Consider the following 22852-nt stretch of genomic DNA (forward strand, 5'->3'; position numbering starts at 1 on the left):
GCGCGTGGAAATCGCCCCCCGGCCGCGCATTAGGGTCTGACCGCATGGCAGTCCTCTCCCGCCTCATCAGAAGCCTGGCAATCGTACTCGGTGTGGCCGTTGCGATTCCGATGTTCGCGACCCTGGCCTTCGCGGCCATCGGCCACCCCGAATGCGCGACCATCCCGGAAGATGTTGGCCCCTGCGGATACTGGGCCCGCGTGGCGGAATACGGGCCGTTCATCATGCTGTGGGGAACGGTCGTCACCGCAGGCTTCGGGGCAACGGTGTGGCTGGTGGTCGTCGCTGTACTCGGTCTCTTCGCAGCGCTACGGCCTCGCCGCGAGTAGTACATCCGGTACCGGCTCAGCGGACCCGATCCTGATCGGCCGTCAATCTGCTCGTCCAGCTGAGGGCGGCGCACCTGCTGGCGGAAGTCCTCCAGCGGACGCGGCGGCAGGGCCGTGGTCGCGGAGTCGAACTTGGGGGTCGACCAGAAATCCGGCGTTGCAGTGAGGCCTGGCGAGTAGGGGCGTCCGAGGAATTTGTTCGGGATCGGGAGCGGGCAGGCCTTCGGTTTGCCGCGGAGTCAGCGCACGGAGAACATCGTTGCCGAGTACGCGAGACCGATGTCTAGCTGTGGTGTCTCATTACGTTGGATTCACGGCACTGAAATCTTCGCCGGTATCCGGCCGACACCGCTATGGTGCCGACGCCGGGTGCACTATGTCGTAGAGCCCGCGCGCCTTCTGTAGATCAACTTTTCGGGCGTCGTCGAGATCGAGAAAGTAGTCGCACTGCCACTTCTGGGACCGCATCGCTTGACTGTTCTGGGTCGCGGACCACGGCGGATACACGCGGAACCCGCGCTTCCCACCCCGACCTGCCACGGAAACGATGCCGTGCTCGATCAACGCGGCCTTGGGGAATACGAACTGGCCGAAGCGCTGCCCCTCTCGGGCGGTGATCACCAGCAGATCGATGTCGTCCTCGGCGGCGTACGGCTCGCCCGCCCCATCTGCCGCACGTTTCCACACTGTCACGAACAGCCCCACCTTCGTCGGCGTCAGCTTGCCCACCCGGAACCTGACCGATCCGCGACCCACACGGGAGACGAACGCCCCGTACTCAGCGTTGTCCGTCTCGGGAACCGCAGCCGAAATCTCCAAACCCAGACCGCCGAGAAGATGCCTCGCCTCGGCCACATCGGGATGCACACCAACGGAAACCAAACCAACTCCTCACCGAACAGGACCGAAGTGTCTCTCTCCCACCGCATCCGACCAGTGCCCGAGGCGGGGTGATGGCGCGGAATCTGCAGTGATGACAGGCCCGGCGGTGGTGGTGAGGTAGCGGAGGTCGCAAAGACGACTCAGAAGTTACCGCACATAGTAGGTCGCTATGTGTGCTAACTCCGTAGTGCCGGATTGGGCGGATTTGCTCCTCGACCCCCTGGACCTGGCCGATCGGTTATCGCTGCTATCTCCAGCGGGCAATGGACCTGGAAGACCGTGGGCTATGTCGCCGTCGTCCCACCCTTCTTGGTTGCCACGGCGATGGCGCTGTACGTCGTGGTCGGCCCGCTCGTTTCCGGTGACGCTGCAGGAATCACTGGCGCGGCAGTAGGAACCAGAACGCTGCTCCGAAGCACGGAGGAGGTGTTCGCCGGAGGTTCGCCTTCCCGGGCCAATCGCGGCGATGCCGCAGGCGGCGGTTCATGCGGAGGACCTGTCTGGAATGCTCGGCGGGGTCGGCGCGCGCGCTGTGTCGGAAGACACGGCTGTCACCACCCCGCCGAGCAATTGGCTAGCGAACGAGAGGGTAGGGTATTCCGGCGGCGAAACGGCACCTGGGCGGCAGTGAGCTCGCAACGACTTCGTGTCGCACTTTCACTACTGTCCAGCACGAAACGGCTCGATCGCTTAGATTGCCAAACGGGTGGTGACACCCGGGTTTCTCGTATCCGAAATGTGGAGGGCTGCTGTGTCTGTTCGATCGGTTCTTGGCAGGCGCGCCCTGCAAGCAATGTGTGTGCTCGCAGGCGGTGCCCTGGTGCTGACGGGCTGTAGTAACTCCGAGGACAACTCGCCCGCGGTCGCGAAGGTTTCCGGTATCGAGAAGGTCGATACCGCCGCCGCGCTGCTCCCGGACAAGATCAAGCAGGAGGGCAAGCTCGTCGTCGGGGTCAATACCCCCTATCAGCCCAATGAGTACAAGGACCCGAGCGGCAAAATCGTCGGCTTCGATGTCGATCTGATGGACGCCGTCGCCGCCACTCTCGGCCTCAAGGCCGACTACCAGGAATCGTCCTTCGAGAAGATCATTCCCGCGATCCAGGCGGGCACCTACGACGTCGGCATGTCCTCCATTACCGACTCCAAGGAACGCGAACAGAGCGTCGACTTCACCACCTACTTCAACGCAGGCAGCCAGTGGGCGCAGCAGTCGGGTAAGCCGGTCGACCCGGATAACGCCTGCGGTAAGCGCGTCGCCGTGCAGGCCACCACGGTTCAGGACACCGATGAGATCCCGGCCCGCAGCAAGAAGTGCGAGGCGGCGGGTAAGCCCGCCATCGATAAGAAGTCGTTCGACGAGCAGAGCGCGGCGACCAATGCCCTGGTGCTCGGCCAGGTCGACGCGATGTCGGCGGATTCGCCGGTGACTGCGTACGCCATCAAGAAGAGCGACGGCAAGATCGAGGCGGCCGGTAAGGTCTTCGACTCCGCGCCCTACGGCTGGGCCATCCCCAAGGGTTCGGCGCTCGGCAAGGCGCTGCAGGCCGCCGTCCAGCACCTGATCGACAACGGTAAGTACCTGGAGATCACCAAGAACTGGGGTGTACAGGAAGGCGCGATCACCAAGTCGGTCATCAACGGCGCTGCGAGCTGATCGATGTCCACACCTGAGACCACGTCGGCGCCCGGCGACAACACCGGGCCCGGCGGGCCGATCGACTCGGCAGAACCGGAGCCGATCAAGGCCGTTCCACTGCGCAGGCCGGGCCGATGGATCACCGCGGCGATCATCCTCGCCCTGCTCGGGCTCTTCATCTACGGCGCGGCCACCAACCCCGCGTATGGGTGGGGGACCTATCGAAAGTACTTGTTCGACAGCCGGATCGCCTCCGGCGCGGTCGTCACCCTGGAGCTGACGGTACTGGCGATGGCGATCGCCGTCGTACTGGGGACACTGCTCGCGGTGATGCGCCTGTCGCCGAATCCGGTGCTGCGCTCGGTGGCCTGGGTATATCTCTGGATCTTCCGTGGCACACCGGTTTTCGTGCAGTTGGTGTTCTGGGGTCTGTTCCCGTCGCTGTACAAATCGATCCAGCTCGGTGTGCCGTTCGGGCCCGAGTTCGTGCGGGTCGACGTGCAGGGGTTGCAGGCCGCGTTCACCTTCGCGGTGATCGGCCTCGGTCTGAACGAGGCCGCGTATATGGCCGAAATCGTCCGTGCCGGAATCAATTCCGTCGGTGAGGGGCAGCGCGAGGCCTCGACGGCGCTGGGCATGTCGTGGTCGCAGACCATGCGCAGGACCGTCTTGCCGCAGGCGATGCGGGTGATCATCCCGCCGACCGGCAATGAACTCATCGGCATGCTGAAGACCACCTCGCTGGTGACCGCGATTCCATTGAGCACCGACCTGTACGGCCGAGCCCGCGATATCTACGGCGTGAACTTCCAGCCGATTCCGCTGCTCCTGGTCACCGCCACTTGGTATCTCGCGGTCACCAGTGTGCTGATGATCGGGCAGTACTACCTGGAGCGCTACTACTCGCGGGGCGCGTCGCGGCAGCTGACCGCCAAGCAGCTGCAGGAATTGGCCGATGCGCAGACGATTGTGAAGGCGAAATGAGCGCGAGTCCGGATAAGAACGATGCGACTCCGATGATCGTCGCGGATCGGGTATGCAAGAACTTCGGCGCGCTGCAGGTGCTCAAGGGCATTTCGCTCGAGGTGGGGCGCGGCGAGGTGCTGTGCCTGATCGGACCGTCGGGTTCGGGTAAATCGACCTTCCTGCGCTGCATCAACCACCTCGAGCAGGTCAATGCGGGGCGGCTCTACGTCGACGGCGACCTCATCGGCTATCGCGAAAAGGGCGGCAAGCTCTACGAACTGCATCCGCGCGACGCCGCCAAACAGCGCCGCGATATCGGCATGGTGTTCCAGCACTTCAATCTGTTCCCGCACCGGACGGCGTTGGAGAACATCGTCGAGGCGCCCACACAGGTGAAGGGCATTCGCAAGGCGGATGCGGTGGCCCGCGCACACGAACTGCTGGACCGAGTCGGCATGGCGGACAAGGCGAATGCCTATCCGGCCCAGCTGTCGGGCGGTCAGCAGCAGCGCGTCGCCATCGCCCGTGCGCTGGCCATGGATCCCAAGCTGATGCTCTTCGACGAGCCGACCTCGGCGCTGGATCCGGAGCTGGTCGGTGAGGTGCTCGGGGTCATGCGCGAACTCGCCGCCGATGGTATGACGATGGTGGTCGTCACGCACGAAATGGGCTTTGCCCGTGAGGTCGCCGACCAGCTGGTGTTCATGGACGGCGGTGTCGTTGTGGAGGCGGGCAATCCGCGTGAGGTCCTTGCCGAGCCGAAACATGAACGCACCAAAGCGTTCCTGTCGCGGCTGCTCTGATTCAGTAGCTACCCAACCCGATACGGAGCTGCCCCAGTAGAACTTTCGCGGCCGGGCTGCCGGGGCGATCCCGGCGCCAGGCCAGTGCGAGCCGACCATGTAGCTCCGGCTCGATGATCGGTCGCACCCGCACACCGAATGCCGCGGCCTCCGCTGCCGTCAGCGCGGGTACCACCGCGATGCCGAGGCCGCGGGCGGCCAGCCGCAGCAGCAGCGGGGGAGCGGCGGCCTCGAATGCGATGTCGGGCTCGAATCCCGCTGCGGCACAGGCGCGATCGAATACACCTCGGATTCCGGTGCCGCGCGGCAGACAGATCAGCGGGTGCTCGCGGAGTTCGGTGAGTGCGATCGCGGTGTGGCCGTTGTCGTCCGCCGTGTTGCTCGACCGGTCCGCCGCGACCACCGGTGTATCGAGCACCACATCGATACCGATATCGGCGCCGATCTCCGCCCCGGTCAGCCCGATCAGCGCGATATCCAGTTCACCGTTGCGCACCGCCGCCAGCATGCGTTCGGAGGTGTCCTCGGTCAGGCTGATGCCGACCTGCGGGTGGTCGTCGTGAAAATCCGCCAGCACCGCGGCGATATCGAAATCCTCGGTCGCGGTGCCGGAGATACTGCCGACGCGGACGTGTCCACGCAGCAGTCCGGTGAATTCGTCGACCGTCGCGGTGATCCGTTCGGTCGCCGCGAGCGCGGCCCTGGCATGCGACAGCACCGCGGCGCCCACTTCGGTCGGCGTCACCGCGCGGCTGCCGCGATCGAGAAGTTGTTGTCCCAGTTCACGTTCCAGCTGGCGGATCTGTGCGCTCAGCCCGGGCTGGGCCAAGTGCAGCCGGGCGGCGGCGCGGGTGAAGTTGGCCTCCTCGACCACGGTCACGAAGTAGCGGAGCTGGCGCAATTCCATAACTGTCGATTATAGCTGCGATCAGAACTATCTGTTGTACTTCTGATTCGAGTGCGGGCATCGTCTAAGACATGGCAAACACGGCAGAGCAGATCATCGACATCGACACCTTCACCGGCCCCGTTTTCCGCCCCGGCGACACCGGATACGACGCGGAGATCGCTGGCTTCCAGGCCGCGTACACCCATCGTCCCGCGCTGGTCGTCGGCGCGGTGCACGCCGAGGATGTGCGCAGCGCGGTGGAATACGCGGCGCGCAATGGACTTCCGGTAGCGGTTCAGGCGACCGGGCACGGGCTCTCGGTTGCGGCCGACGGTGGTGTGCTGATCAGCACCCGCAGAATGACCGATATCCGGATCGACCCGCAGACCCGGACCGCCCGCGTTGGCGCGGGAGTGCGTGCGGGCGCGTTGGTCGAGGCCGCCGCGCAGTATGGGCTCGCACCGCTGAACGGGTCCTCGCCATCGGTCGGCGTGGTCGGCTACAGCTTGGGTGGCGGATTGGGCCTGCTGGCAAGGCAATTCGGCTATGCGGCCGAACATGTGCACGTCATTGAAATCGTCACCGCCGATGGCCGGGTGCGCACCGTGACACCCGGTGACGAACTCTTCGGTGCGGTGCTCGGCAGCGGCGGCAACTTCGGCGTGGTGACCGCGCTGGAACTGGAGCTCGTGCCCGTCGCCAGCGTTTACGGCGGCCAGCTGGTCTTCGACACTCCGCTGGTCGAGCACGCCCTGGAAGTGTGGAAGGACTGGACCGCAACGCTTCCCGAGGAGCTGACCTCGACGGTCACCGTCATGACCTTCCCGCCCATCCCGCAGATTCCGGAACCGCTGCGCGGGCGCTACGTCGCCTCGATCCGAATCGCCTACAACGGATCCGGCGAGGACGGGGAGCGGCTGGTGGCCCCGCTGCGTGCGGTCGGGGATCGGCTGAAGGACGACCTGCGGGTCATGCCGTACACCGAATCCCACACCATCCACAGCGATCCGGATCATCCGCATGCCTACGCCGCCACCAATGCGCTGCTGGGTGAGTTGACCGGAGAAACGTTGTCGGCCTTGCTCGCCGCCACCGGACCCGAATCGCCGATCGAGGCGGTTGTCGATATCCGGCATCTCGGCGGAGCGCTGCGCCGCGGCGGCTCCGCGCGCATCGCAGTGGACAATCGTGACGCCGAGTACATCGTCCGCGTCATCACCATGCCCGGACCGGATGCGGGCGACGCGGCCCCCGAGGATCACGCGGTGGTGCGCGCGGCACTCGCGCCGTGGACCGTCGGCCACAGTCTGAACTTCCTCTACGGCGCGGGTGCCGCCGCCGACGAAGCGCAGACCCGGGGTGGCTATGCGCCGGATACCTATGCGCGACTGACCGCGCTGAAGGCGAAGTACGATCCGCGCAACATGTTCCGCTTCAACCGCAATATCAAGCCCGCGAATTGACGCGTGGGCCGTTCCGGCGGCTGCACCAACCGAAGCCCCGCATGGGTCGAATCCGTGCGGGGCTTCGTCATTGCCGCGAACGCACGAAAGCGGGTGTGCGCGGCACCCGCTTCGGTGCTATCTTCGTGATATCACTTTGATACTCGGAGGATGTCATGGAGCTTCGGTCGGCATTCCACACCAACGGCTTTGCCGTGCTGGTGTCCTGGTTTGTGCTCACGCTGCTGATCGGTGGCGGAGCCATCGCTGGCTATGCCGCGGCGGCGAACCACGACAATGTGCCCGCTCTGGTCGGCGCGATCGTCGCAACCGTTGTGGTGGTGGTGCTCCTGCTGTTGGCGACCGGGCTCACCGTGGTGAATCCGAATGAGGCCAAGGTCGTTCAGTTCTTCGGCCGCTATATCGGTTCGCTCAGCGAACCCGGCTTCTTCTCCGTGGTGCCGCTGACGGACCGTCGCAGCATCTCGCTGAAGGTGCGCAACTTCGAGACCCAGAAGCTCAAGGTCAACGATGCCGACGGCAACCCGGTGGAGATCGCCGCCGTCGTGGTCTACCGGGTGGTCGACAGCTTCAAGGCCGCGTTCTCGGTCGACGACTACACGGAGTACGTGGAGACCCAGTCCGAGGCGGCGGTGCGGCATCTGGCGACCACCCACCCGTACGACGCGCACGACAAGGACACCACCAGCCTGCGTGACGGCACCGAAGTGGCCGAGGAATTGACCATCGAACTGCGCGAGCGCACCGACTTGGCGGGCATCGAGGTCATCGAGGCCAGGATCACCCACCTCGCCTACGCGCCGGAGATCGCCCAGGCCATGCTCGTGCGGCAGCAGGCGGCGCAGGTGGTCGCCGCGCGCACCCGGATTGTCGAGGGTGCGGTCGGCATGGTCGGTCTGGCACTGGACCGGCTCGCCGAACAGGGCGTTGTCGAACTCGACGAGGAACGCAAGGCTGCCATGGTCTCCAACCTGCTGGTCGTCCTCTGCGGTGACCGAGCCACCCAGCCCGTCGTCAATACCGGCTCGCTCTACGCCTGAGTCGCGCATGGCCGAGCGCAAGAAGATCCTGCTACGCCTCGACCCGTCGATACACGAGGCCATCGCCCAGTGGGCTGCCGACGACCTGCGCAGCATCAACGCCCAAATCGAATACGCATTGCGTCTGGCGCTGAAACAGGCTGGTCGCGGTCCGAAGACGAAGCCGGTCGAGGAGTAGCCGGGGTAGCGAAATATGCTCTGGCGCAACGATGCCGAACACCGACCGGTGTTCGGCATCGTCGGTATTCGCATCCGGTGATGCGTCAGCGCGTGAGCTCGCCGAGCAGTTCCAGGCTGTCGGTGTACAGCGCATGTTGCGCGGCGCGGTCATAGGAAGCCTTCGATGACGGCTTCGCGGTGTGGCCGACGAAATACTGACCGGTCACCTCGGCGAGTGCCGGATCGGTGACGAGTCGGGCCAGATCGGCGCCCGAGCGGCGCGGCGTATTCACGCCGGGCAGTAGCACCAGACCCCGGGCGACCGTGCGCCACAACAGTTGTGCGGCCGCCCCGGCATCCCTGGCGAGACCGGTGCCCGGCATCAGTCCCGGATCGAACGCATTCACCGTGATACCGCGCGCCCTGAGCTGCCGGGCCAATTCGTAGGTGGTCTGCACGTTGGCCAATTTCGAGGTGGTGTAGCGGCGGCGGCCGTCGCGCTGCGCGGATTCGGTCGGTTCGGGCGGATAGGCGAGTCGGTGAACGTTGGTTTCCAGCGGATGCGGCATGCCGGTGAACTGATCCGGATCATGCGTGCCCGAGCTGACGAAAACGATGCGGGCGGGGGCGATCAGGTCGTCCAGCAGCGCTTGGACCAGTGCGAGGTGTCCGAGATGGTTGACGCCGAAGGTTGCCTCGACGCCGTCCTCGGTGTAGCTGCGCTGGGTGAACTGGAGTCCGGCATTGCACACCAGCGCGCGCAACGGCGGCAGCCCGCCACGGCCCAATTCGTCGGCGAAATGCGCCACCGAGGTGAGTGCGCCGAGGTCGAGCGCCATTCCGCGCGCGCCGATGGTGGCGGCTTCGGCTCGTGCCCGGTCGGCGTCGCGTCCGGTGACGACGACTGTCCACCGCGGATCGGCGGCGAGCGCCCTGGCGCATTCGCGGCCGAGCCCGCTGGTGCCACCGGTGATCAAGACAGTTCTGTCGCTTGTTGTCATATGGCACAGTCTGCCATATGGCGTGACATGCAACAATGTTTGCATGTCACTGCGGGATCGGAAGAAGGAGCGGACCAGGCGGGCGATCGCCGTTGCCGCGCTGCAGTTATTCGTCGAACACGGCTACGACGCCGTGACCGTTGCGGATATTGCCGCCGAGGCCGACGTCGGGACGCGCACCCTGCACCGCTACTACCCGAGCAAGGACGAACTGCTCTTCGCTGAGGACGACGAGCATCGCGCGGAACTGGCGCGGCTGCTGGCCGCCCGCCCCGCCGAGGAATCCCCCGAGGAAACCATGGCCGCGGTCATCGGTCCGCTGGTCGAACGCTTCGGCGACCGCCTCGTCGACATGCGGGCGCGCGACGCGCTGATCGCGGCCACCCCGGCCCTGCAGGCGCGTGAACTTGCCAAGCGAAACGCGGTGGAATCCCTACTCGCCGAACACCTTGCGCGCCGGATGGGCGTGGAGGTCGGCACCGATGTGCGGCCGCTGCTGTGGGCCAAGGTCGGCATGGCGAGTTTCTTCGCTGGCTACGAAATCTGGCTGAACACCGGCGGTGACCTGGGCTCGCACATCAGCGACGCGCGTGCCGCACTGCTCACCGAAGTTCGTTCGGCCGCTATCTGATCCGGGCGCTCCCGAACCGTAGGAAACGCCGGATGCGGGGTATTCGGCGTCGTCGCATTGCGTGCGCTAGGCGATGCAGAGCACGAGCGACAGCAGGGGCGGCGCACCGCATTTGGCCGGTATCGCCGCACGTGATCGTTGCCGCCGACTCCGGCGTGTGGACCCGGGTAACGTGATCGCGTGCCAATATCGTTCGACACCAGTGGATTACAGCAGCTCGATACCAGTGCCTGGCGCGATCCTGCGACCGGGAACATCGTTCAACTGTCCTACTTCGATCTGGTGCCCGACCTGCCCGCACCGCTGACGGATCTGGATACGTTGCGCCGCAGACTCGCCGAGATCCACGCCGAAAGCGGCTGTCTCATCGAGGCTTTCATTGTCGGAGTCGATTCGCAGCCCGCCCTGCTGCGGCTGCAGAAGATGCGGCTGCCCGATCAGCCGACGGGGCTCGTCTTCGCCGCATCGCTCACCGTGCCGAAGGCGAACTGCAGTGCGGTCCTGCAGATCCTGTGCCCGGAGACCGGCACCACCGGAATCCGCGAGGCGGTGCTGGCGCTGGAGATCGGCTTCGACAATATGTACCCGCCGCATCCGTACGCACCCGGTCTCCAAGGTGCACTGCCCTTTAACGCGGCCGATGACCACCGCTGGGACGACCGGTTCCCCGAGCACCCGCTCTCCCGCGCCCGCCGGTGGGTGGCGCGGACCTGCCCCGCCGCCCGCATCGATCCGAATTTCGCGGCCCTGCCCGCGTTCCCGGGGTGAGCCTCAGTCGCGAGCCGGTTTGTGGGTGACGAAGATGGCGGTTCCGGGGAACAGTTCGCCGCGCAGTGGACTCCACTGCCCCCACTCGCGGTCGAGCCATTCCGGCCAATCCGGTTCCACGATGTCATCCAGCACCAGCCCGGCGGCCACGATCTCGCGCACCCGGTCACCGATCGTGCGGTGGTGTTCGACGTAGGTCGGCGTGCCATCGTCGTCGACCTCTACATAGGGCGTGCGGTCGAAATACGGAATCGATGCGGTCAGCCCCGCGGGGCCGGGATCGTCCGGAAAAATCCACCGCATCGGATGGTTCACCGAGAACACCCACCGGCCACCGGGCCGCAACACCCGCGCGACCTCACCCATCACCAATTCGGAATCCGCGACGAACGGCACCGCGCCGAAGGCCGAACAGGCGATATCGAACGATGCGTCGGCAAAGGGCAATGCCTCCGCCCCCGCCTGTACCAGCGGCACCTGCGGCCCGCCGCATGCCATTGCCGCCAGCCCCCGCTCGAGCATCCCCATCGAGAGGTCCAGCCCGATCGCCTGCGCCCCCTGCCCGGCCAACCAGCGCGAACACGGCGCGGATCCGCACCCGATCTCCAGGATCCGTTTACCCGCGATCTCGCCGAGGAAGTGGTGATCGCCCTCGTGCAGGCCCTCCGGGCACCAGATGAATTCGCCGCCCGGAGAGTCCACGCCGAGAAAATCGGCGTGCGTTTCGTGATACTGGGTGGCATCGGCGTCCCACCAGCGGCGGCTGGCCTGCTGGCTGGCAACCGAGCCGATCCGGGTCCGCGCGGTTCCGGTGGTCCCGAGCAGTGCATTTGCTTGCGCATGGCGATCTTCCGACACGCCGATAGCCTAGTGCGGCGTGGCGTGTAGACCGGTTTGCCCGGCTGGACCAAGGTCGCGTACGCTGAACCAGCGAGTGTCCAGGGTACTGCCGTACCGGTGTCGTTGCAGTAACAGTCTGCGACGGCGACTGTACTGAAGTAACAGAGCGCTCGTGCTGAGTTTCACAAGCGTTTGCGTGCGGTACGTTCATTATGTCCGTCACGTCGCGTCATCGCGGTGAGTTCGCAGCGTACCGAAAGTTCCAATGTCCGCAACCGACCACAATCCGTCCGGAGCAAACCGACATATGCCCACCACCGTCACCTCGCCGCAGGTAGCCGTCAACGACATCGGCTCCGCCGAGGACTTCCTCGCCGCCATCGACGCCACGATCAAGTACTTCAACGACGGCGACATCGTCGAAGGAACCATCGTCAAGGTCGATCGTGACGAGGTCCTGCTCGACATCGGTTACAAGACCGAAGGCGTCATCCCCTCTCGCGAACTCTCCATCAAGCACGATGTCGACCCTAACGAGGTCGTTTCCGTGGGCGATGAGGTCGAGGCTCTTGTTCTCACCAAGGAGGACAAGGAAGGCCGCCTGATCCTGTCGAAGAAGCGGGCGCAGTACGAGCGTGCGTGGGGCACCATCGAGGAGCTCAAGGAGAAGGACGAGGCCGTCAAGGGCACCGTCATCGAGGTCGTCAAGGGCGGCCTGATCCTCGACATCGGTCTGCGCGGCTTCCTGCCCGCCTCGCTGGTCGAGATGCGTCGCGTCCGCGACCTCCAGCCGTACGTCGGCAAGGAGATCGAGGCCAAGATCATCGAGCTGGACAAGAACCGCAACAATGTGGTCCTGTCCCGCCGCGCCTGGCTCGAGCAGACCCAGTCCGAGGTCCGCAGCGAGTTCCTGCACCAGCTGCAGAAGGGCCAGGTCCGCAAGGGTGTGGTCTCCTCGATCGTCAACTTCGGTGCCTTCGTGGACCTGGGCGGCGTCGACGGTCTGGTGCACGTCTCCGAGCTGTCCTGGAAGCACATCGACCACCCGTCCGAGGTTGTCGAGGTCGGCAACGAGGTCACCGTCGAGGTGCTCGACGTCGACCTGGACCGCGAGCGGGTTTCGCTGTCGCTCAAGGCCACCCAGGAAGACCCGTGGCGTCAGTTCGCCCGCACCCACGCGATCGGCCAGATCGTGCCGGGCAAGGTCACCAAGCTGGTTCCGTTCGGTGCGTTCGTGCGCGTCGAAGAGGGCATCGAGGGCCTGGTGCACATCTCCGAGCTGGCCGAGCGCCACGTGGAGGTGCCGGACCAGGTTGTCGCGGTCGGCGACGACGCGATGGTCAAGGTCATCGACATCGACCTGGAGCGTCGCCGGATCTCGCTGTCGCTGAAGCAGGCGAACGAGGACTACCACGCCGAGTTCGACCCGTCGAAGTACGGCATGGCCGACAGCTACGACGACCAGGGCAACTACATCTTCCCCGAGGGCTTCGACCCCGACACCAACGAGTGGCTCGAGGGCTTCGACAAGCAGCGCGAAGAGTGGGAAGGCCGCTACGCCGAGGCGGAGCGTCGCCACAAGATGCACACCGCGCAGATGGAGAAGATGGCGGCCGACGCCGCGGCCGAGGCCGCGAACGGCGGCGGCGCGTCGAACTACTCCTCCGAGAGCGGTGCGCAGTCCTCCTCGTCCAGCCAGGCCGAGCCCGCTGGCGGTTCGCTGGCCAGCGACGCCCAGCTCGCGGCCCTGCGGGAGAAGCTCTCCGGCAACGCCTGATTCGGGTAGAGCACTAACAAAGGCCCCGGTCCGATCGGACCGGGGCCTTTGCTATTCGGTGCGCGACGGCTTTCAGCGATGGCTGGTGCGGTCGTTCCCGGCCCTGCACGTTGGTTGTGCGTCAACTGAATTCGCCAGGTAGTTCACTGGATTCGCCGGTAATGTGCCCGGTCATGGGGAGCAATCCGGGCAAGAATGACTATCTCGACCAAGTGGTGGCGCAGCAGGCGGCGCTGGCGGGGGATCTGCGTACGCGCAAGCCCGCGGCCGCACCGGCGCCGCTGGCGGCCCCGGGGGCACCGGCCGCGTCGGGTGGTCCGGTGCGACGCGGTGCGATGGCGAAACGGGCCGATCGGGTCGGGCCCACACCGCAGGGCAGCGGTCCCGGCCCGGTGGAGGTCCGGGTCACCGGATTCTGGCGCTGGCAAACGGTTTTGGTGCCGCCCAATGCCTTTGTCGTGCACACCCGCCGCGGTCGCGCCGAACCGCTGCATATCGGGCTCGGCGTATCGTTTCGCTTCAACCCCGCGACGGACTCGTATCTCGTTGTGCCGGGTGCGATGCAGACGATTCTCATCAATGCCTACTGCATCTGCAGCGAATTGCAGGGTGTGCTGGTGCAGGGCTATGTGCAGTGGATCATCGAGGATTTCGGCACGGCCTACCGCAAGCTCGACTTCTCCGATGACGAAGATCCCATGCGGCTGGTCAATATTCAGCTGCGCGAGCAGGCCGAGGCGGCGATCAAGGACAAGGTCTCCACGATGGGCGTGCGCGATGTGCTCAGCGATAAGCAGCCCATCATCGAGGAGCTGACCGCACGCCTGCGCGCGGTCGCCGAAGGCAGCGCCGATCGAAATGCCAAGGCGGACAGCGATCGTGGACTCGGCTTGCGCATTGTTACGGTCCAGATCAAGGAGGCGGTGGTCAGCTCCTCGACGCTGTGGGAGAACATGCAGAAGCCCTACCGCAGTGCACAGAACCAGATCGCCCGGCTCGCGGAACTCGCTGCGCAAGAGGTGCTTTCGGCTCGCGAAACCGAAGCGAATCGGGTTGCCGAAGAGCGCAGGATCGAGAACGAACGCGAACTGGCCGAACTGCGGGCACGCAACGAGGCCGCGCGATTCGACCGGGAGACCGCGGAACGGTTGCGGCGCACGACCCGTGAGCACGATGATGAACGCGCGGTCGCCGATCTCGCACAGGAGACCGCGCTGCACGCCTTGCGGTTGGAGCGCGACCAGCATGCGGAGCGGGCCGAAAATCTGTGCAGGACACTGGAATTGCGACAGCTCGAGCTCGACGGTGAAATCGCCGTCACGGCCAGGCGTTCGCGGGCGGCCCATGATGACGCGCTGCTCGATCTGGAACGCGATCGGATTCGGATCGAGAACACCAATCAGCGCTCGGCCTCGGCGACTCGAGCGCAGCTGGTCGATTCGCTGCCGCAGATCGTCGCGCAGTTGCCGACGCCCGCCGAACTCGAGACCTATCAGCTGGGCGGCGACTTGTCCGGGCTGTCCGCGCTCATCGGTCAGTTGACGGGGGTACTCGAAGCGTGGTCGTCGGGACGATCCGTCACCGAGTCCAGCAAGCCCCAGCTCGACAAATAGGTTGTGCCGCAGATCGTCTCGACTGCCCGGTCCGGCCGTCGGCTGCGTGCGCAACGCCGACTGGAATCGCGTCGTTCGACATCGGCTCACGTAGGCTCCGGCGCACGTAAGCGGCGTTATAGCGATATGTCGGACGATTGACCAACTTCACCGGGAAGCGTGATCTACTTCGCGGTAGGGTGCAGGCGGATAGGCGGCGCCCGGCTCGATCGAGCCCGTCGGACCTGGTCACGAGGGAAGGAACAGCACGCATGTGCGCAGCGAGTCCGTTCAGCGGTCTCAACCGGAGGCAGTTCCTGGCGAAGGCTGCCGCGGCCGGAGCGGTCGGCGCATTGGCGTCCTGGGCCAATCCGATCATCGAGCGTGCCTATGCCGCCGATCCGGCGGGCACCGGCGGGCTCGGCGATATCGAGCACTTCGTCCTGCTCATGCAGGAAAACCGTTCCTTCGATCACTATTTCGGCACCATATCCGGTGTCCGCGGCTTCGGCGAGGCGTCGAAGGCCTGGCAGCAGTACGGCTGGACGCCCGGTGTCGGCCCCAGCGCGGACGGCTTCGTCAACCCGTTCCGCCTGGACACCACGCGTGGCGCGACCCTCGACGGCGAATGCATCAACGATCCCGACCACACCTGGGCTGGTATGCACCGGGCCTGGAACGGCGGCGCCAATGACCAGTGGATGCCGATGTCCATCGCCAGCGTAGGCCCGGCCAACGCCCCCGCGGCCATGGGCTACTACCTGCCCGAGGATATTCCGATCCACCACGAACTCGCGGATGCGTTCACCATCTGCGATAACTACCACTGTTCGGTCCTGGGCCCCACCGACCCGAACCGTCTGTACTGGATCAGCGCCACCATCGACCCGGACGGGGTGGCGGGCGGACCGCTGCTGGAAACGCCCACCCTGATCCCGCAGCACGTGTACAGCTGGCGGACCTACCCGGAGAATCTGTCCGAGGCGGGTGTCAGCTGGAAGATCTACAACAACCGCGATGTCGGCCCGCTGTCCTCGGTGATCCTGGACGGCATGCTCGGCTGCTTCACCCAATCGGCGGATCCGAATTCCGAACTGGCGCGGCGTGGTCTGGCACCGGTGTACCCCAACGACTTTCAGGCCGACGTCGCCAACGACACCCTGCCCGCCGTCTCCTGGGTGATCCCGTCGCTGATCAACTGCGAACATCCCGCCCTGCCCGCGGCCTTCGGCGCGTACGGCATCGTGCAGCTGCTCGATATCCTCACCTCCAATCCGAAGGTGTGGGAGAAGACCGCGCTGATCATCAGCTACGACGAGAACGGCGGCTTCTTCGACCATGTCACCCCGCCGACCGCACCGGCGGGTACGCCGGGTGAATTCGTCACCGTGCCGTTGGATCGGGTGAAGGCGTCGAATGGCATCGCGGGTCCGATCGGTCTGGGCTATCGCGTTCCCGGCCTGGTGATTTCGCCCTACAGCCGGGGTGGGCTCGTTGCCTCGGAGACCTTCGACCACACCTCCCAGCTACGACTGCTGGAAACCCGGTTCGGCGTCGAAGTGCCGAATCTGACGCCATGGCGGCGCAGTGTCACCGGCGATATGACCTCGACCTTCGACTTCGGTTCGACACCCAATGCGACCAAGCCGGTGCTGAGCGATCCGAAGCCGAAGATGGATGCCGCGGTCGCCCAATGCGGGCCGAATGTGGCGCTGGGCACCGCGACCACCGGTGTTCCGTATCCGGTGCCGCCCAACCAGATGCCGACCCAGCAACCCGGCACGCGACGCAGGCCGAGCGGCATCGTGCGGGGGTAAGCCGCGGGTATTCTTGCCCTGATGTCGGAGTCCGCCGTGGAGTATCCCTCGACCGCCTGGGAGCGCAGGAAGATCGAGGCGATGAGCCGCATCCAGCAGGTGGCGCTGGATCTGTTCGACGAGCACGGGTACCGCAATGTGACGGTGGAGCGGGTCGCGGCGGCGGCCGGTGTGTCGCCGAGTTCGGTCTACCGGTATTTCGGCACCAAGGAAATGCTGGTTCTCTACGACGAGGCCGATCCCCGGGTGCTGGATGTGATGCGGACCGCGGGCGGTGGCGAAATCGTCGAGCCCGCCGAGTTGGTGCGGGTCGCGCGGCTGATCGTGCCGGTGCTGATCGAGTCGTTGCTGACCCCGGAATCCGAACTTCGGATCCGCAGGCGCCTGCAGTATGTTGTCTCGATTCCGGAGATCCGAGATGGCCAAACCCGCCAGATGCGGGATATGGCAGACCAATTCCGACTGCTGTTCGCCGAGCGGACCGGCCGCAGCTCCGACGATCTGGCCATCGGCATCGCGGCGGCAGCCGGGGTGTGGGGTTGTGTCGCGGCCCTGGACCATTGGGCCGCAACGGGTTTCGCCGAACGTCTCAAGGATGTCTATACCAAGGCCATCGGATCGATCGTCGATTCGATCGAGGTCATGTTCCGCTAGTCGCGCTGGCTGCCAGCGCGCGCGGGACCGGACGCTTGCCGAACCGCGGCAGCCACCAGTTCCACCGGCCGAACAACTGCATGAACGCGGGCACCAACACCAGCCGGACCAGCACCGCATCGATCGTAATGGCCACGGCCAGTGCGAACCCGATCTGCTTCAGCTCCAGCACATTCGCGGTCAGGAAGCTGGCGAAGACCGCGACCATGATGGCGGCCGCCGCGGTGATCGGCCGCGCGGTGCGCTGCAGCCCATCGGCGACCGCGGCGGTATTGTCGCCGGATTCGTTCCAGTGCTCCTTCATCCGCCGGATCAGGAATACCTCGTAATCCATGGACAGGCCGAACAGCACCGCGAAGACCAGCATCGGCAGATACACCTGCAGGAATCCGGTGCTGTGGAATCCGAGCGCGGATTCGCCGATGCCATGCTGGAATACCGCGACGGTGAGGCCGAGCGCGGCGCCGGTGGCGAGCAGATTCAGCAGAATCGCCTTGAGCGCCAATACGATACTGCGGAACGCGACGATCAGGAATGCCAGCGATACCGTCAGCACGAGTGCGATCACCCATGGGAAGCGGGCGGTGATCCGGTGCGACACATCGGCGAACGATGCGGAAGTCCCGCCGACCCGAACCTCGACACCATCGAGAGCCGCTGCACGAGAACGAATATCGACGACCACATCGGTGGCCGCAGTCGAATCGAATGCGGCCTTGGGGACAACGACGGCGAGCGCTCTGCCATCCGCCTGCTGCGGCAGCACCGTGGCAATGCGCGGATCACGGGCCAGCTCGGCGCCGAATCGGTTGGTGTCGGAACGGGTTTCGTCGCTGAGCGGTCCGCCGTCCGGGCCGGTGAGGACCACTTCGATCGGTGCGAGCAGACCGGGCCCGAAGTTCTGCTGGACGAGTTCGGTTGCCTGCCCAGTCGGTCGATCCGCCAGCGAGCTGAGCCCCATATCGACGCCGTAGCGAATGCCGGTGATCGGTGCCGCCGCGGCAAGCAGCAGACCGACACCGATCGCGCCGAAGAGCACGGGGCGTCCCATTACGGTATGCGCCCACCGGGCCCACGCACTCGATGCCGCCGCGGATCGGACCTCGGCCGGTCGCAGCCGGACCGGCAGCGCGCCGCGATTCACCGCCGGACCCAATGTCGCCAGCAATGCGGGCAGCAGGGTGAATGCCGCGATCAGGGTGGCGATGACCGCGACCACCACGCCGGTCGCGACGCCGTTCAGCATCGGCAGTCCGACCACCGACAGCGCGCACAGCGAGATCATCACGATGAATCCCGACGCCAGGATGGTGCGGCCGGTCGTATCGATGGCGGTGCCGACCGCCGCCGCGATGGCCCCGGTGGATTTTCGGTCGCGCACGCCGCGACGGGTCAGCTCCTCGTTGAATCGGCTGACGATGAACATCGCGTAGTCGATCGCGGTGCCGGTCGCGATCATGGTGGCCACCGAGAGCACCAGCGAATCGAAGGTGAGGAAGGTGGTCAGGCCGAATAGCGCCCCGACAGCGACCGCGATGCCCGCCGCGGTGACCGTAATGGGCAGGGTGGCCGCGACCACCGCGCCGAGGGCGAGCACCAGCACCGCGGTCGCCACCGGCAGGCCGATGGCTTCGGCGCGCTGCATATCGGCGGTCTCGATCTCGATGAGGTCGGCCTGTGCTGGCGCGAATCCGGTCATCATGACCTCGACACCGGAACCCGATGCGGCCGCCAGCTCGGTTTGCAGCTCTCTGGCGATCTCGACGCGTTCGGGTGTCTCGCCGTTCACGCCGACAATGCCGAAGGCGGTATGCCGGTCGGCCGAGATCTGGGCCGCCGCATTGCCTTCGAACGGGCCGATTGCCCCCGCTACCCCCGCGGTAGCGCGGGTTGTGCCGAGCGCCCGATCCAGCACCGCACGGAATTCCGGTGTGTCGACTGTGTGCTGGGCGGAGTGGAAGACGATGAGGTCCTGTTCGGTGCCGAAGCGCGCGAAGTGTTCGGCCACAAGGTGATCGACGGCAACCGATTCGGAGCCGGGGACGGAATAGTCGGGGGTACTGAGGCGGTCGTGCAGGGCCGGATAGGCCGATCCGCAGGCAATGACGAACAGCAGCCATGCGCCGAGCACGATGCGCCGATGGCGGGCCATCAGGACTCCCCACCGGCCGACCGCGCCCGGTTTCCCTGAGCTGACGGACTCCGCTGCGCCAGGTCCGGTTGCGGTCAGCTGAGCCATCGCCCCTCCAGAAGATAGCAACCTGAGAGTCACTCTCAGACATTTTCAGCCATCGTAAGGAGGGGTGCGGAGAAAGTGCAAGTGACTGTCAGGATGGTGCGGCTGGTGACGGCAGCACAAAGTGACCCAGCTCCGATTGGGCTGGGTCACGGGAAGTCTTTGGCCGGATGGGCGGCTGGGCTCAGGTGGCGGTCGCAGGTGCCCAGTACGCCGTCGCCGCAGCGGAGCGTTTTCGCATGGCGGCGAAGCTGTGCCGCGCGGGGCTGATCAGCGCGGTGAACCATGAACGGCGGTGCTCAGCGAGCGCGGCCGCGACGGCGGGGTGCTTGATGCAGTGCATGCCCCCCGCTCTTCCCAGACGGTGGCGACCCGCCTGGTTGATTTCGGTGCCCAATGGTGGTCCTTTGCTTTGCTGGTACTGGCCTGGATCGCCTCGGCGAAGATTAGCCGAACGAAAGTGCTCGGCAGAGTATTTTGCGCAAGTAATTGCCTTGGCGTGTCGGAAAGTTGTCGCTCGTGTCCGCGATTCGACCGGAAATGTTGCGAGATGGTCTCGACGGAGTCACGGATCGGGCAAATGGCGTTTCAGATGGTGGAATGCGCGGCGCGAGTGGGTATTCACCCCGATTGGGTGCGGTTCGCGGGCCAGGGCGTTCGTTCGGTGGGTGCTCGCGGATGCGAGACTGGTCGAATGTTGCGGATCGGCCTCACCGGAGGCATGGGAGCGGGCAAGTCGACGGTGGCGCGGATTCTCGCCGAGCTCGGCGCGGTGATCGTCGACTCCGACGTGATCGCCAGAGAGGTCGTCGAACCGGGTACCGAGGGCCTTGCGGCGTTGGTCGAGGCGTTCGGGCCCGATATCCTCGCCGCCGACGGGACCCTGGACCGCCCCGTCCTGGCGGCCAAGGCATTCGGGAACGACGAGGCGCGCGCGACGCTGAATTCCATTGTCCATCCGTTGGTCGGTAAACGCACCGCGGAATTAATTGCCGCCGCACCGGCGAATGCGATTCTTGTTCAAGATATTCCGCTGTTGGTCGAGAACGGCCTCGCACCGCTGATGAATCTCGTATTGATTGTCGACGTGCCCGCGGAAATTCGGATAAGGCGCCTGGCGGAATTCCGGGGCGTTTCCGAATCGGATGCGCGGGCGCGTATTTCGGCCCAGGCCACCGATGAACAGCGGCATGCCGCCGCGGATGTGCTGTTGGACAATAGCGGCGCGCCGGGGGAGATCGAACCGGTGATCCGGCAATTGTGGGCGGAACGGCTGGTGCCGTTCGAGGCCGGTCTGCGCACCGGGACACCGGCGCGGCGGAAAGAGGTGCGCTTGGTGCCCGCCGATCCGGAGTGGGCGGCACAGGCGCAGCGGCTCATCGCCCGGCTGTGGGTGGCCTGCGGTCCGGTGGCGTCGCGGATCGATCACATCGGTTCGACCTCGGTGCCCGAATTGCCCGCCAAGGATGTGATCGATCTGCAGATCACCGTCGCGGATATGGCGGCCGCCGACGGACTGCGGGATGCGTTGGGTGCGGCTGGTTTTCCGGTTCGTCCGGATACCACCGGCGATAATCCGAAACCGACGGCGACAGATCCGGCGGGTACCGATACGGCATTGTGGACCAAGCGATTTCACCAGAGCGCCGATCCGGGGCGACTGGCCAATGTGCATATTCGAGTCGCGGGCTCACCCGGTCAGGAGTTCGCATTGCTTTTTCGGGACTGGCTGCGCGCCGACGCGGCGGTGCGCGCGGAGTATCTGGAGATCAAGCGCGAGGGTGCGGCCAAGGCAGCCGGGTTGACCGGGGAGGCGGCCACGCTGGCCTACCTGGATGTCAAGGAGCCGTGGTTCGACGCTGCCTACACTCGGGCCGCGGTCTGGCGGGACAGCGTCGAACACTGATCTGCGCGAAGGCTTTTCGGGCGATCAGAACAGTGTGGCCAGTCGGTCCAGGCTCTGCCCCCAGCCCCGCTTCGCGTCGTCCTCGGGACTCAGCGGTCCGGGGGCCAGCAGGTGGAAGGTCATGGTGGTCTTGGCGTCAGCGGTTTCGTCGAAGGTCACCGTGATCACCGATTCGCGCTCGGCGCTGCCGTCGCCGGTCGGATCGCCCCAGGTGAAGACCAGGCGTTCGGGTTCGGTGATCTCCCGGAACACCCCCGCGCTCGGGAAGCTGGTGCCATCGGCGTCGGCGACCATGGCCGACGCATAGCGGCCGCCGACTCCCGGCTCCACCACGATGCTGTCGCGTGGTGTCGAAAAGCCCTCCGGCCCAGCCCATTCGACCAGCTGATCGGGATCGAGCCAGGCCTGGAAGACCAGCTCGCGCGGGGCGTCGAAGACTCGGACGATGGTGAATTCGCGCTCGGCTGTGTTGATGGATCGCTCGCTCATGACAGTGTCGTCTCCTCGTGTTCGGGGTGGGGTGCGCGGCTGTCGGCACCGGTCATCCAATCGGGGGCGCCCTCGGGGAATCTGGTGCGGAAGTCCATCAGGCCGACCCAGTTGGGCCGCACCACGATTCGCTCCATCCGCGGCGCCAGTTCGGTCAGGAAGGTGAGGTAGTCGGCGACCGTATCCGCGCCGCCCTTGCGCATGGCGGCCGCGTATTCCGGTGCGAGCCCGTCCATTTCGGACACCTCGGCGCGTCCCCTGATCAGTAATGTCTCGGGCGGTGCGGAATTGGTGTCGATGGTGATGGCGACATCGGGTCTGGCCCGCAGCATCTTCGCCTTCTTCGACGGTGCGAAACCGGCCATGACCACCTCGGTGCCGTTCCACCAGAAATTGATCGGCAGCACTCGCGGTGTGCCGTCGGCCGCGGTGCAGGCCAGCCGTGCCGGGATATTCGCCGCCAGTAGCCGCTGGGCCAATTCGGTATCGAGCAGGCGCACATCGCCCTGGGGCAGCGTTGCGAGATCGGGTGGCTTCGAGGTCATGGGGTGTCCTTTTGCTGTATTCGTCGCAGATGTTCGTCGAGCCGATCGAAACGGGCGTCCCAGAATTTCCGATACCGGTCCAGCCAATCGGTGGCCGCACCGAGCGGCGCCGCCTCCAGTCGGCACGGGCGCCATTGCGCGTGCTGGCCACGGGTGATGAGCCCGGCGCGCTCGAGCACCTTCAGGTGTTTCGAGATCGCGGGCAGGCTCATGGCGAACGGTTCCGCGAGTTCGGTGACGCTCGCTTCGCCCTCGGCGAGCCGGGCGAGGATGGCTCGCCTGGTCGGGTCCGCGAGTGCGGCGAAGGTTCGGCTGAGGTCGTCGGCCTTGGAGCTGTCCGTCATGGTCCGGTCGTCCGTCATGGATGTATTAAACCAGTTGGCTAATTAACTGATTGGTTAAATGGTGCGCCGACAGGCACCGGCC

Annotated in this window: 23 protein-coding genes; 14 read left to right on the forward strand and 9 right to left on the reverse strand. The window is 65.7% G+C overall.

From position 1 onward, the window contains the following. The first annotated feature begins 44 nt into the window (after positions 1–44). Positions 45–329: a hypothetical protein gene (locus ABZW16_RS21330; protein ID WP_354957678.1), complete on the forward strand. Its 285-nt coding sequence runs from the start codon at positions 45–47 to the stop codon at positions 327–329. A gap of 351 nt (positions 330–680) precedes the next feature. Here the strand turns inward: ABZW16_RS21330 and ABZW16_RS21335 are convergent, their stop codons facing one another. After that, positions 681–1211, reverse strand: a complete 531-nt coding sequence (locus ABZW16_RS21335; protein WP_354957679.1) for a MepB family protein — start codon at positions 1209–1211, stop codon at positions 681–683. Between the two features lie 793 nt (positions 1212–2004). Between ABZW16_RS21335 and ABZW16_RS21340 the strand changes: the two genes are divergently transcribed. The 3 genes from ABZW16_RS21340 to ABZW16_RS21350 are packed head-to-tail and all read left to right on the forward strand — an operon-like array spanning position 2005 to position 4619. Then, positions 2005–2868 (forward strand): ABC transporter substrate-binding protein, encoded by an 864-nt coding sequence (locus ABZW16_RS21340; RefSeq protein WP_354957680.1) that lies wholly within the window; start codon positions 2005–2007, stop codon positions 2866–2868. Positions 2869–2871: 3 nt separating this feature from the next. After that, positions 2872–3834: an amino acid ABC transporter permease gene (locus ABZW16_RS21345; RefSeq protein WP_354957681.1), complete on the forward strand. Its 963-nt coding sequence runs from the start codon at positions 2872–2874 to the stop codon at positions 3832–3834. A gap of 32 nt (positions 3835–3866) precedes the next feature. After that, the gene (locus ABZW16_RS21350; protein ID WP_354957711.1) at positions 3867–4619 is read left to right on the forward strand and encodes an amino acid ABC transporter ATP-binding protein; all 753 of its coding nucleotides are present in this window, start codon (positions 3867–3869) and stop codon (positions 4617–4619) included. Between the two features lies 1 nt (position 4620). On the opposite strand, the gene ABZW16_RS21355 is transcribed toward ABZW16_RS21350, so the two are convergent. Further along, positions 4621–5526: a LysR family transcriptional regulator gene (locus ABZW16_RS21355; RefSeq protein ID WP_354957682.1), complete on the reverse strand. Its 906-nt coding sequence runs from the start codon at positions 5524–5526 to the stop codon at positions 4621–4623. Positions 5527–5597: 71 nt separating this feature from the next. Between ABZW16_RS21355 and ABZW16_RS21360 the strand changes: the two genes are divergently transcribed. The 3 genes from ABZW16_RS21360 to ABZW16_RS21370 all read left to right on the forward strand — a co-directional run bounded on the left by ABZW16_RS21360 (position 5598) and on the right by ABZW16_RS21370 (position 8189). After that, positions 5598–6971, forward strand: coding sequence for an FAD-binding oxidoreductase (locus ABZW16_RS21360; RefSeq protein WP_354957683.1), 1374 nt, complete (start codon positions 5598–5600; stop codon positions 6969–6971). Between the two features lie 155 nt (positions 6972–7126). Then, positions 7127–8011: an SPFH domain-containing protein gene (locus ABZW16_RS21365; protein WP_354957684.1), complete on the forward strand. Its 885-nt coding sequence runs from the start codon at positions 7127–7129 to the stop codon at positions 8009–8011. A 7-nt stretch (positions 8012–8018) separates the two neighbouring features. Continuing rightward, positions 8019–8189, forward strand: a complete 171-nt coding sequence (locus tag ABZW16_RS21370; protein ID WP_354957685.1) for a toxin-antitoxin system HicB family antitoxin — start codon at positions 8019–8021, stop codon at positions 8187–8189. 85 nt (positions 8190–8274) lie between these two features. Here ABZW16_RS21370 and ABZW16_RS21375 read toward each other — a convergent pair whose 3' ends face one another. Next, positions 8275–9171 carry an SDR family NAD(P)-dependent oxidoreductase gene (locus tag ABZW16_RS21375; protein ID WP_354957686.1) on the reverse strand — a complete coding sequence of 299 codons (897 nt, stop codon included), beginning with the start codon at positions 9169–9171 and terminating at the stop codon, positions 8275–8277. Positions 9172–9214: 43 nt separating this feature from the next. On the opposite strand from ABZW16_RS21375, the gene ABZW16_RS21380 reads away from it, so the two are divergent. Together ABZW16_RS21380 and ABZW16_RS21385 are read left to right on the forward strand one after the other, a co-directional pair. Then, entirely contained in the window at positions 9215–9802 is a 588-nt protein-coding gene (locus ABZW16_RS21380; RefSeq protein ID WP_354957687.1) for a TetR family transcriptional regulator, read from the forward strand. 180 nt (positions 9803–9982) lie between these two features. Continuing rightward, positions 9983–10570, forward strand: coding sequence for a hypothetical protein (locus ABZW16_RS21385; RefSeq protein ID WP_354957688.1), 588 nt, complete (start codon positions 9983–9985; stop codon positions 10568–10570). Positions 10571–10573: 3 nt separating this feature from the next. Here the strand turns inward: ABZW16_RS21385 and ABZW16_RS21390 are convergent, their stop codons facing one another. Beyond that, positions 10574–11428 carry a class I SAM-dependent methyltransferase gene (locus ABZW16_RS21390; RefSeq protein ID WP_354957689.1) on the reverse strand — a complete coding sequence of 285 codons (855 nt, stop codon included), beginning with the start codon at positions 11426–11428 and terminating at the stop codon, positions 10574–10576. A 289-nt stretch (positions 11429–11717) separates the two neighbouring features. On the opposite strand from ABZW16_RS21390, the gene rpsA reads away from it, so the two are divergent. The 4 genes from rpsA to ABZW16_RS21410 all read left to right on the forward strand — a co-directional run bounded on the left by rpsA (position 11718) and on the right by ABZW16_RS21410 (position 17250). Next, the gene (gene rpsA / locus ABZW16_RS21395) at positions 11718–13187 is read left to right on the forward strand and encodes a 30S ribosomal protein S1 (protein WP_354957690.1); all 1470 of its coding nucleotides are present in this window, start codon (positions 11718–11720) and stop codon (positions 13185–13187) included. Positions 13188–13360: 173 nt separating this feature from the next. Continuing rightward, positions 13361–14800, forward strand: a complete 1440-nt coding sequence (locus ABZW16_RS21400) for an SPFH domain-containing protein (RefSeq protein WP_354957691.1) — start codon at positions 13361–13363, stop codon at positions 14798–14800. A gap of 251 nt (positions 14801–15051) precedes the next feature. Further along, the gene (locus ABZW16_RS21405; RefSeq protein WP_354957692.1) at positions 15052–16596 is read left to right on the forward strand and encodes an alkaline phosphatase family protein; all 1545 of its coding nucleotides are present in this window, start codon (positions 15052–15054) and stop codon (positions 16594–16596) included. Between the two features lie 21 nt (positions 16597–16617). Then, the gene (locus ABZW16_RS21410) at positions 16618–17250 is read left to right on the forward strand and encodes a helix-turn-helix domain-containing protein (RefSeq protein ID WP_354957693.1); all 633 of its coding nucleotides are present in this window, start codon (positions 16618–16620) and stop codon (positions 17248–17250) included. Here ABZW16_RS21410 and ABZW16_RS21415 read toward each other — a convergent pair. After that, positions 17237–19489: an MMPL family transporter gene (locus ABZW16_RS21415; RefSeq protein WP_354957694.1), complete on the reverse strand. Its 2253-nt coding sequence runs from the start codon at positions 19487–19489 to the stop codon at positions 17237–17239. The genes ABZW16_RS21410 and ABZW16_RS21415 overlap by 14 nt on opposite strands. Before the next feature lie 181 nt (positions 19490–19670). Beyond that, the gene (locus tag ABZW16_RS21420) at positions 19671–19829 is read right to left on the reverse strand and encodes a hypothetical protein (RefSeq protein ID WP_354957695.1); all 159 of its coding nucleotides are present in this window, start codon (positions 19827–19829) and stop codon (positions 19671–19673) included. 351 nt (positions 19830–20180) lie between these two features. Here ABZW16_RS21420 and coaE point away from each other — a divergent pair, with 351 nt between their 5' ends. Further along, positions 20181–21392 carry a dephospho-CoA kinase gene (coaE, locus tag ABZW16_RS21425; protein WP_354957696.1) on the forward strand — a complete coding sequence of 404 codons (1212 nt, stop codon included), beginning with the start codon at positions 20181–20183 and terminating at the stop codon, positions 21390–21392. Positions 21393–21416: 24 nt separating this feature from the next. Here the strand turns inward: coaE and ABZW16_RS21430 are convergent, their stop codons facing one another. Genes ABZW16_RS21430 through ABZW16_RS21440 form a run of 3 tightly spaced genes read right to left on the reverse strand, consistent with a single transcriptional unit; the run spans position 21417 to position 22788 of the window. After that, positions 21417–21881: an SRPBCC domain-containing protein gene (locus ABZW16_RS21430; protein ID WP_354957697.1), complete on the reverse strand. Its 465-nt coding sequence runs from the start codon at positions 21879–21881 to the stop codon at positions 21417–21419. Further along, on the reverse strand, positions 21878–22426 hold the full coding sequence (locus tag ABZW16_RS21435; RefSeq protein ID WP_354957698.1) for a pyridoxamine 5'-phosphate oxidase family protein: 549 nt from the start codon (positions 22424–22426) through the stop codon (positions 21878–21880). The genes ABZW16_RS21430 and ABZW16_RS21435 overlap by 4 nt, the downstream gene beginning before the upstream one ends. Next, a complete protein-coding gene (locus ABZW16_RS21440; RefSeq protein WP_354957699.1) occupies positions 22423–22788 on the reverse strand; it encodes a metalloregulator ArsR/SmtB family transcription factor in 366 nt (121 codons plus the stop codon). Before ABZW16_RS21440 ends, ABZW16_RS21435 begins: the two co-directional genes overlap by 4 nt. Positions 22789–22852 lie beyond the last annotated feature (64 nt).

This window comes from Nocardia sp. NPDC004604, from assembly GCF_040609795.1.
Taxonomy (GTDB): domain Bacteria; phylum Actinomycetota; class Actinomycetes; order Mycobacteriales; family Mycobacteriaceae; genus Nocardia.

What these genes read in the sequence shown, in the direction of transcription:
- ABZW16_RS21400 (WP_354957691.1), top strand. Translation starts at nt 13,361, where the DNA reads ATGGGGAGCAATCCGGGCAAGAATGACTATCTCGACCAAGTGGTGGCG.
- coaE (WP_354957696.1), top strand. Translation starts at nt 20,181, where the DNA reads ATGTTGCGGATCGGCCTCACCGGAGGCATGGGAGCGGGCAAGTCGACG.
- ABZW16_RS21355 (WP_354957682.1), bottom strand. Translation starts at nt 5,526, where the DNA reads ATGGAATTGCGCCAGCTCCGCTACTTCGTGACCGTGGTCGAGGAGGCC.
- ABZW16_RS21430 (WP_354957697.1), bottom strand. Translation starts at nt 21,881, where the DNA reads ATGAGCGAGCGATCCATCAACACAGCCGAGCGCGAATTCACCATCGTC.
- ABZW16_RS21350 (WP_354957711.1), top strand. Translation starts at nt 3,867, where the DNA reads ATGATCGTCGCGGATCGGGTATGCAAGAACTTCGGCGCGCTGCAGGTG.
- ABZW16_RS21380 (WP_354957687.1), top strand. Translation starts at nt 9,215, where the DNA reads ATGTCACTGCGGGATCGGAAGAAGGAGCGGACCAGGCGGGCGATCGCC.
- ABZW16_RS21340 (WP_354957680.1), top strand. Translation starts at nt 2,005, where the DNA reads ATGTGTGTGCTCGCAGGCGGTGCCCTGGTGCTGACGGGCTGTAGTAAC.
- ABZW16_RS21405 (WP_354957692.1), top strand. Translation starts at nt 15,052, where the DNA reads ATGTGCGCAGCGAGTCCGTTCAGCGGTCTCAACCGGAGGCAGTTCCTG.
- ABZW16_RS21435 (WP_354957698.1), bottom strand. Translation starts at nt 22,426, where the DNA reads ATGACCTCGAAGCCACCCGATCTCGCAACGCTGCCCCAGGGCGATGTG.
- ABZW16_RS21345 (WP_354957681.1), top strand. Translation starts at nt 2,872, where the DNA reads ATGTCCACACCTGAGACCACGTCGGCGCCCGGCGACAACACCGGGCCC.
- ABZW16_RS21365 (WP_354957684.1), top strand. Translation starts at nt 7,127, where the DNA reads ATGGAGCTTCGGTCGGCATTCCACACCAACGGCTTTGCCGTGCTGGTG.
- ABZW16_RS21420 (WP_354957695.1), bottom strand. Translation starts at nt 19,829, where the DNA reads ATGCACTGCATCAAGCACCCCGCCGTCGCGGCCGCGCTCGCTGAGCAC.
- ABZW16_RS21360 (WP_354957683.1), top strand. Translation starts at nt 5,598, where the DNA reads ATGGCAAACACGGCAGAGCAGATCATCGACATCGACACCTTCACCGGC.
- ABZW16_RS21410 (WP_354957693.1), top strand. Translation starts at nt 16,618, where the DNA reads ATGTCGGAGTCCGCCGTGGAGTATCCCTCGACCGCCTGGGAGCGCAGG.
- ABZW16_RS21415 (WP_354957694.1), bottom strand. Translation starts at nt 19,489, where the DNA reads ATGGCTCAGCTGACCGCAACCGGACCTGGCGCAGCGGAGTCCGTCAGC.
- rpsA (WP_354957690.1), top strand. Translation starts at nt 11,718, where the DNA reads ATGCCCACCACCGTCACCTCGCCGCAGGTAGCCGTCAACGACATCGGC.
- ABZW16_RS21440 (WP_354957699.1), bottom strand. Translation starts at nt 22,788, where the DNA reads ATGACGGACGACCGGACCATGACGGACAGCTCCAAGGCCGACGACCTC.
- ABZW16_RS21375 (WP_354957686.1), bottom strand. Translation starts at nt 9,171, where the DNA reads ATGACAACAAGCGACAGAACTGTCTTGATCACCGGTGGCACCAGCGGG.
- ABZW16_RS21370 (WP_354957685.1), top strand. Translation starts at nt 8,019, where the DNA reads ATGGCCGAGCGCAAGAAGATCCTGCTACGCCTCGACCCGTCGATACAC.
- ABZW16_RS21330 (WP_354957678.1), top strand. Translation starts at nt 45, where the DNA reads ATGGCAGTCCTCTCCCGCCTCATCAGAAGCCTGGCAATCGTACTCGGT.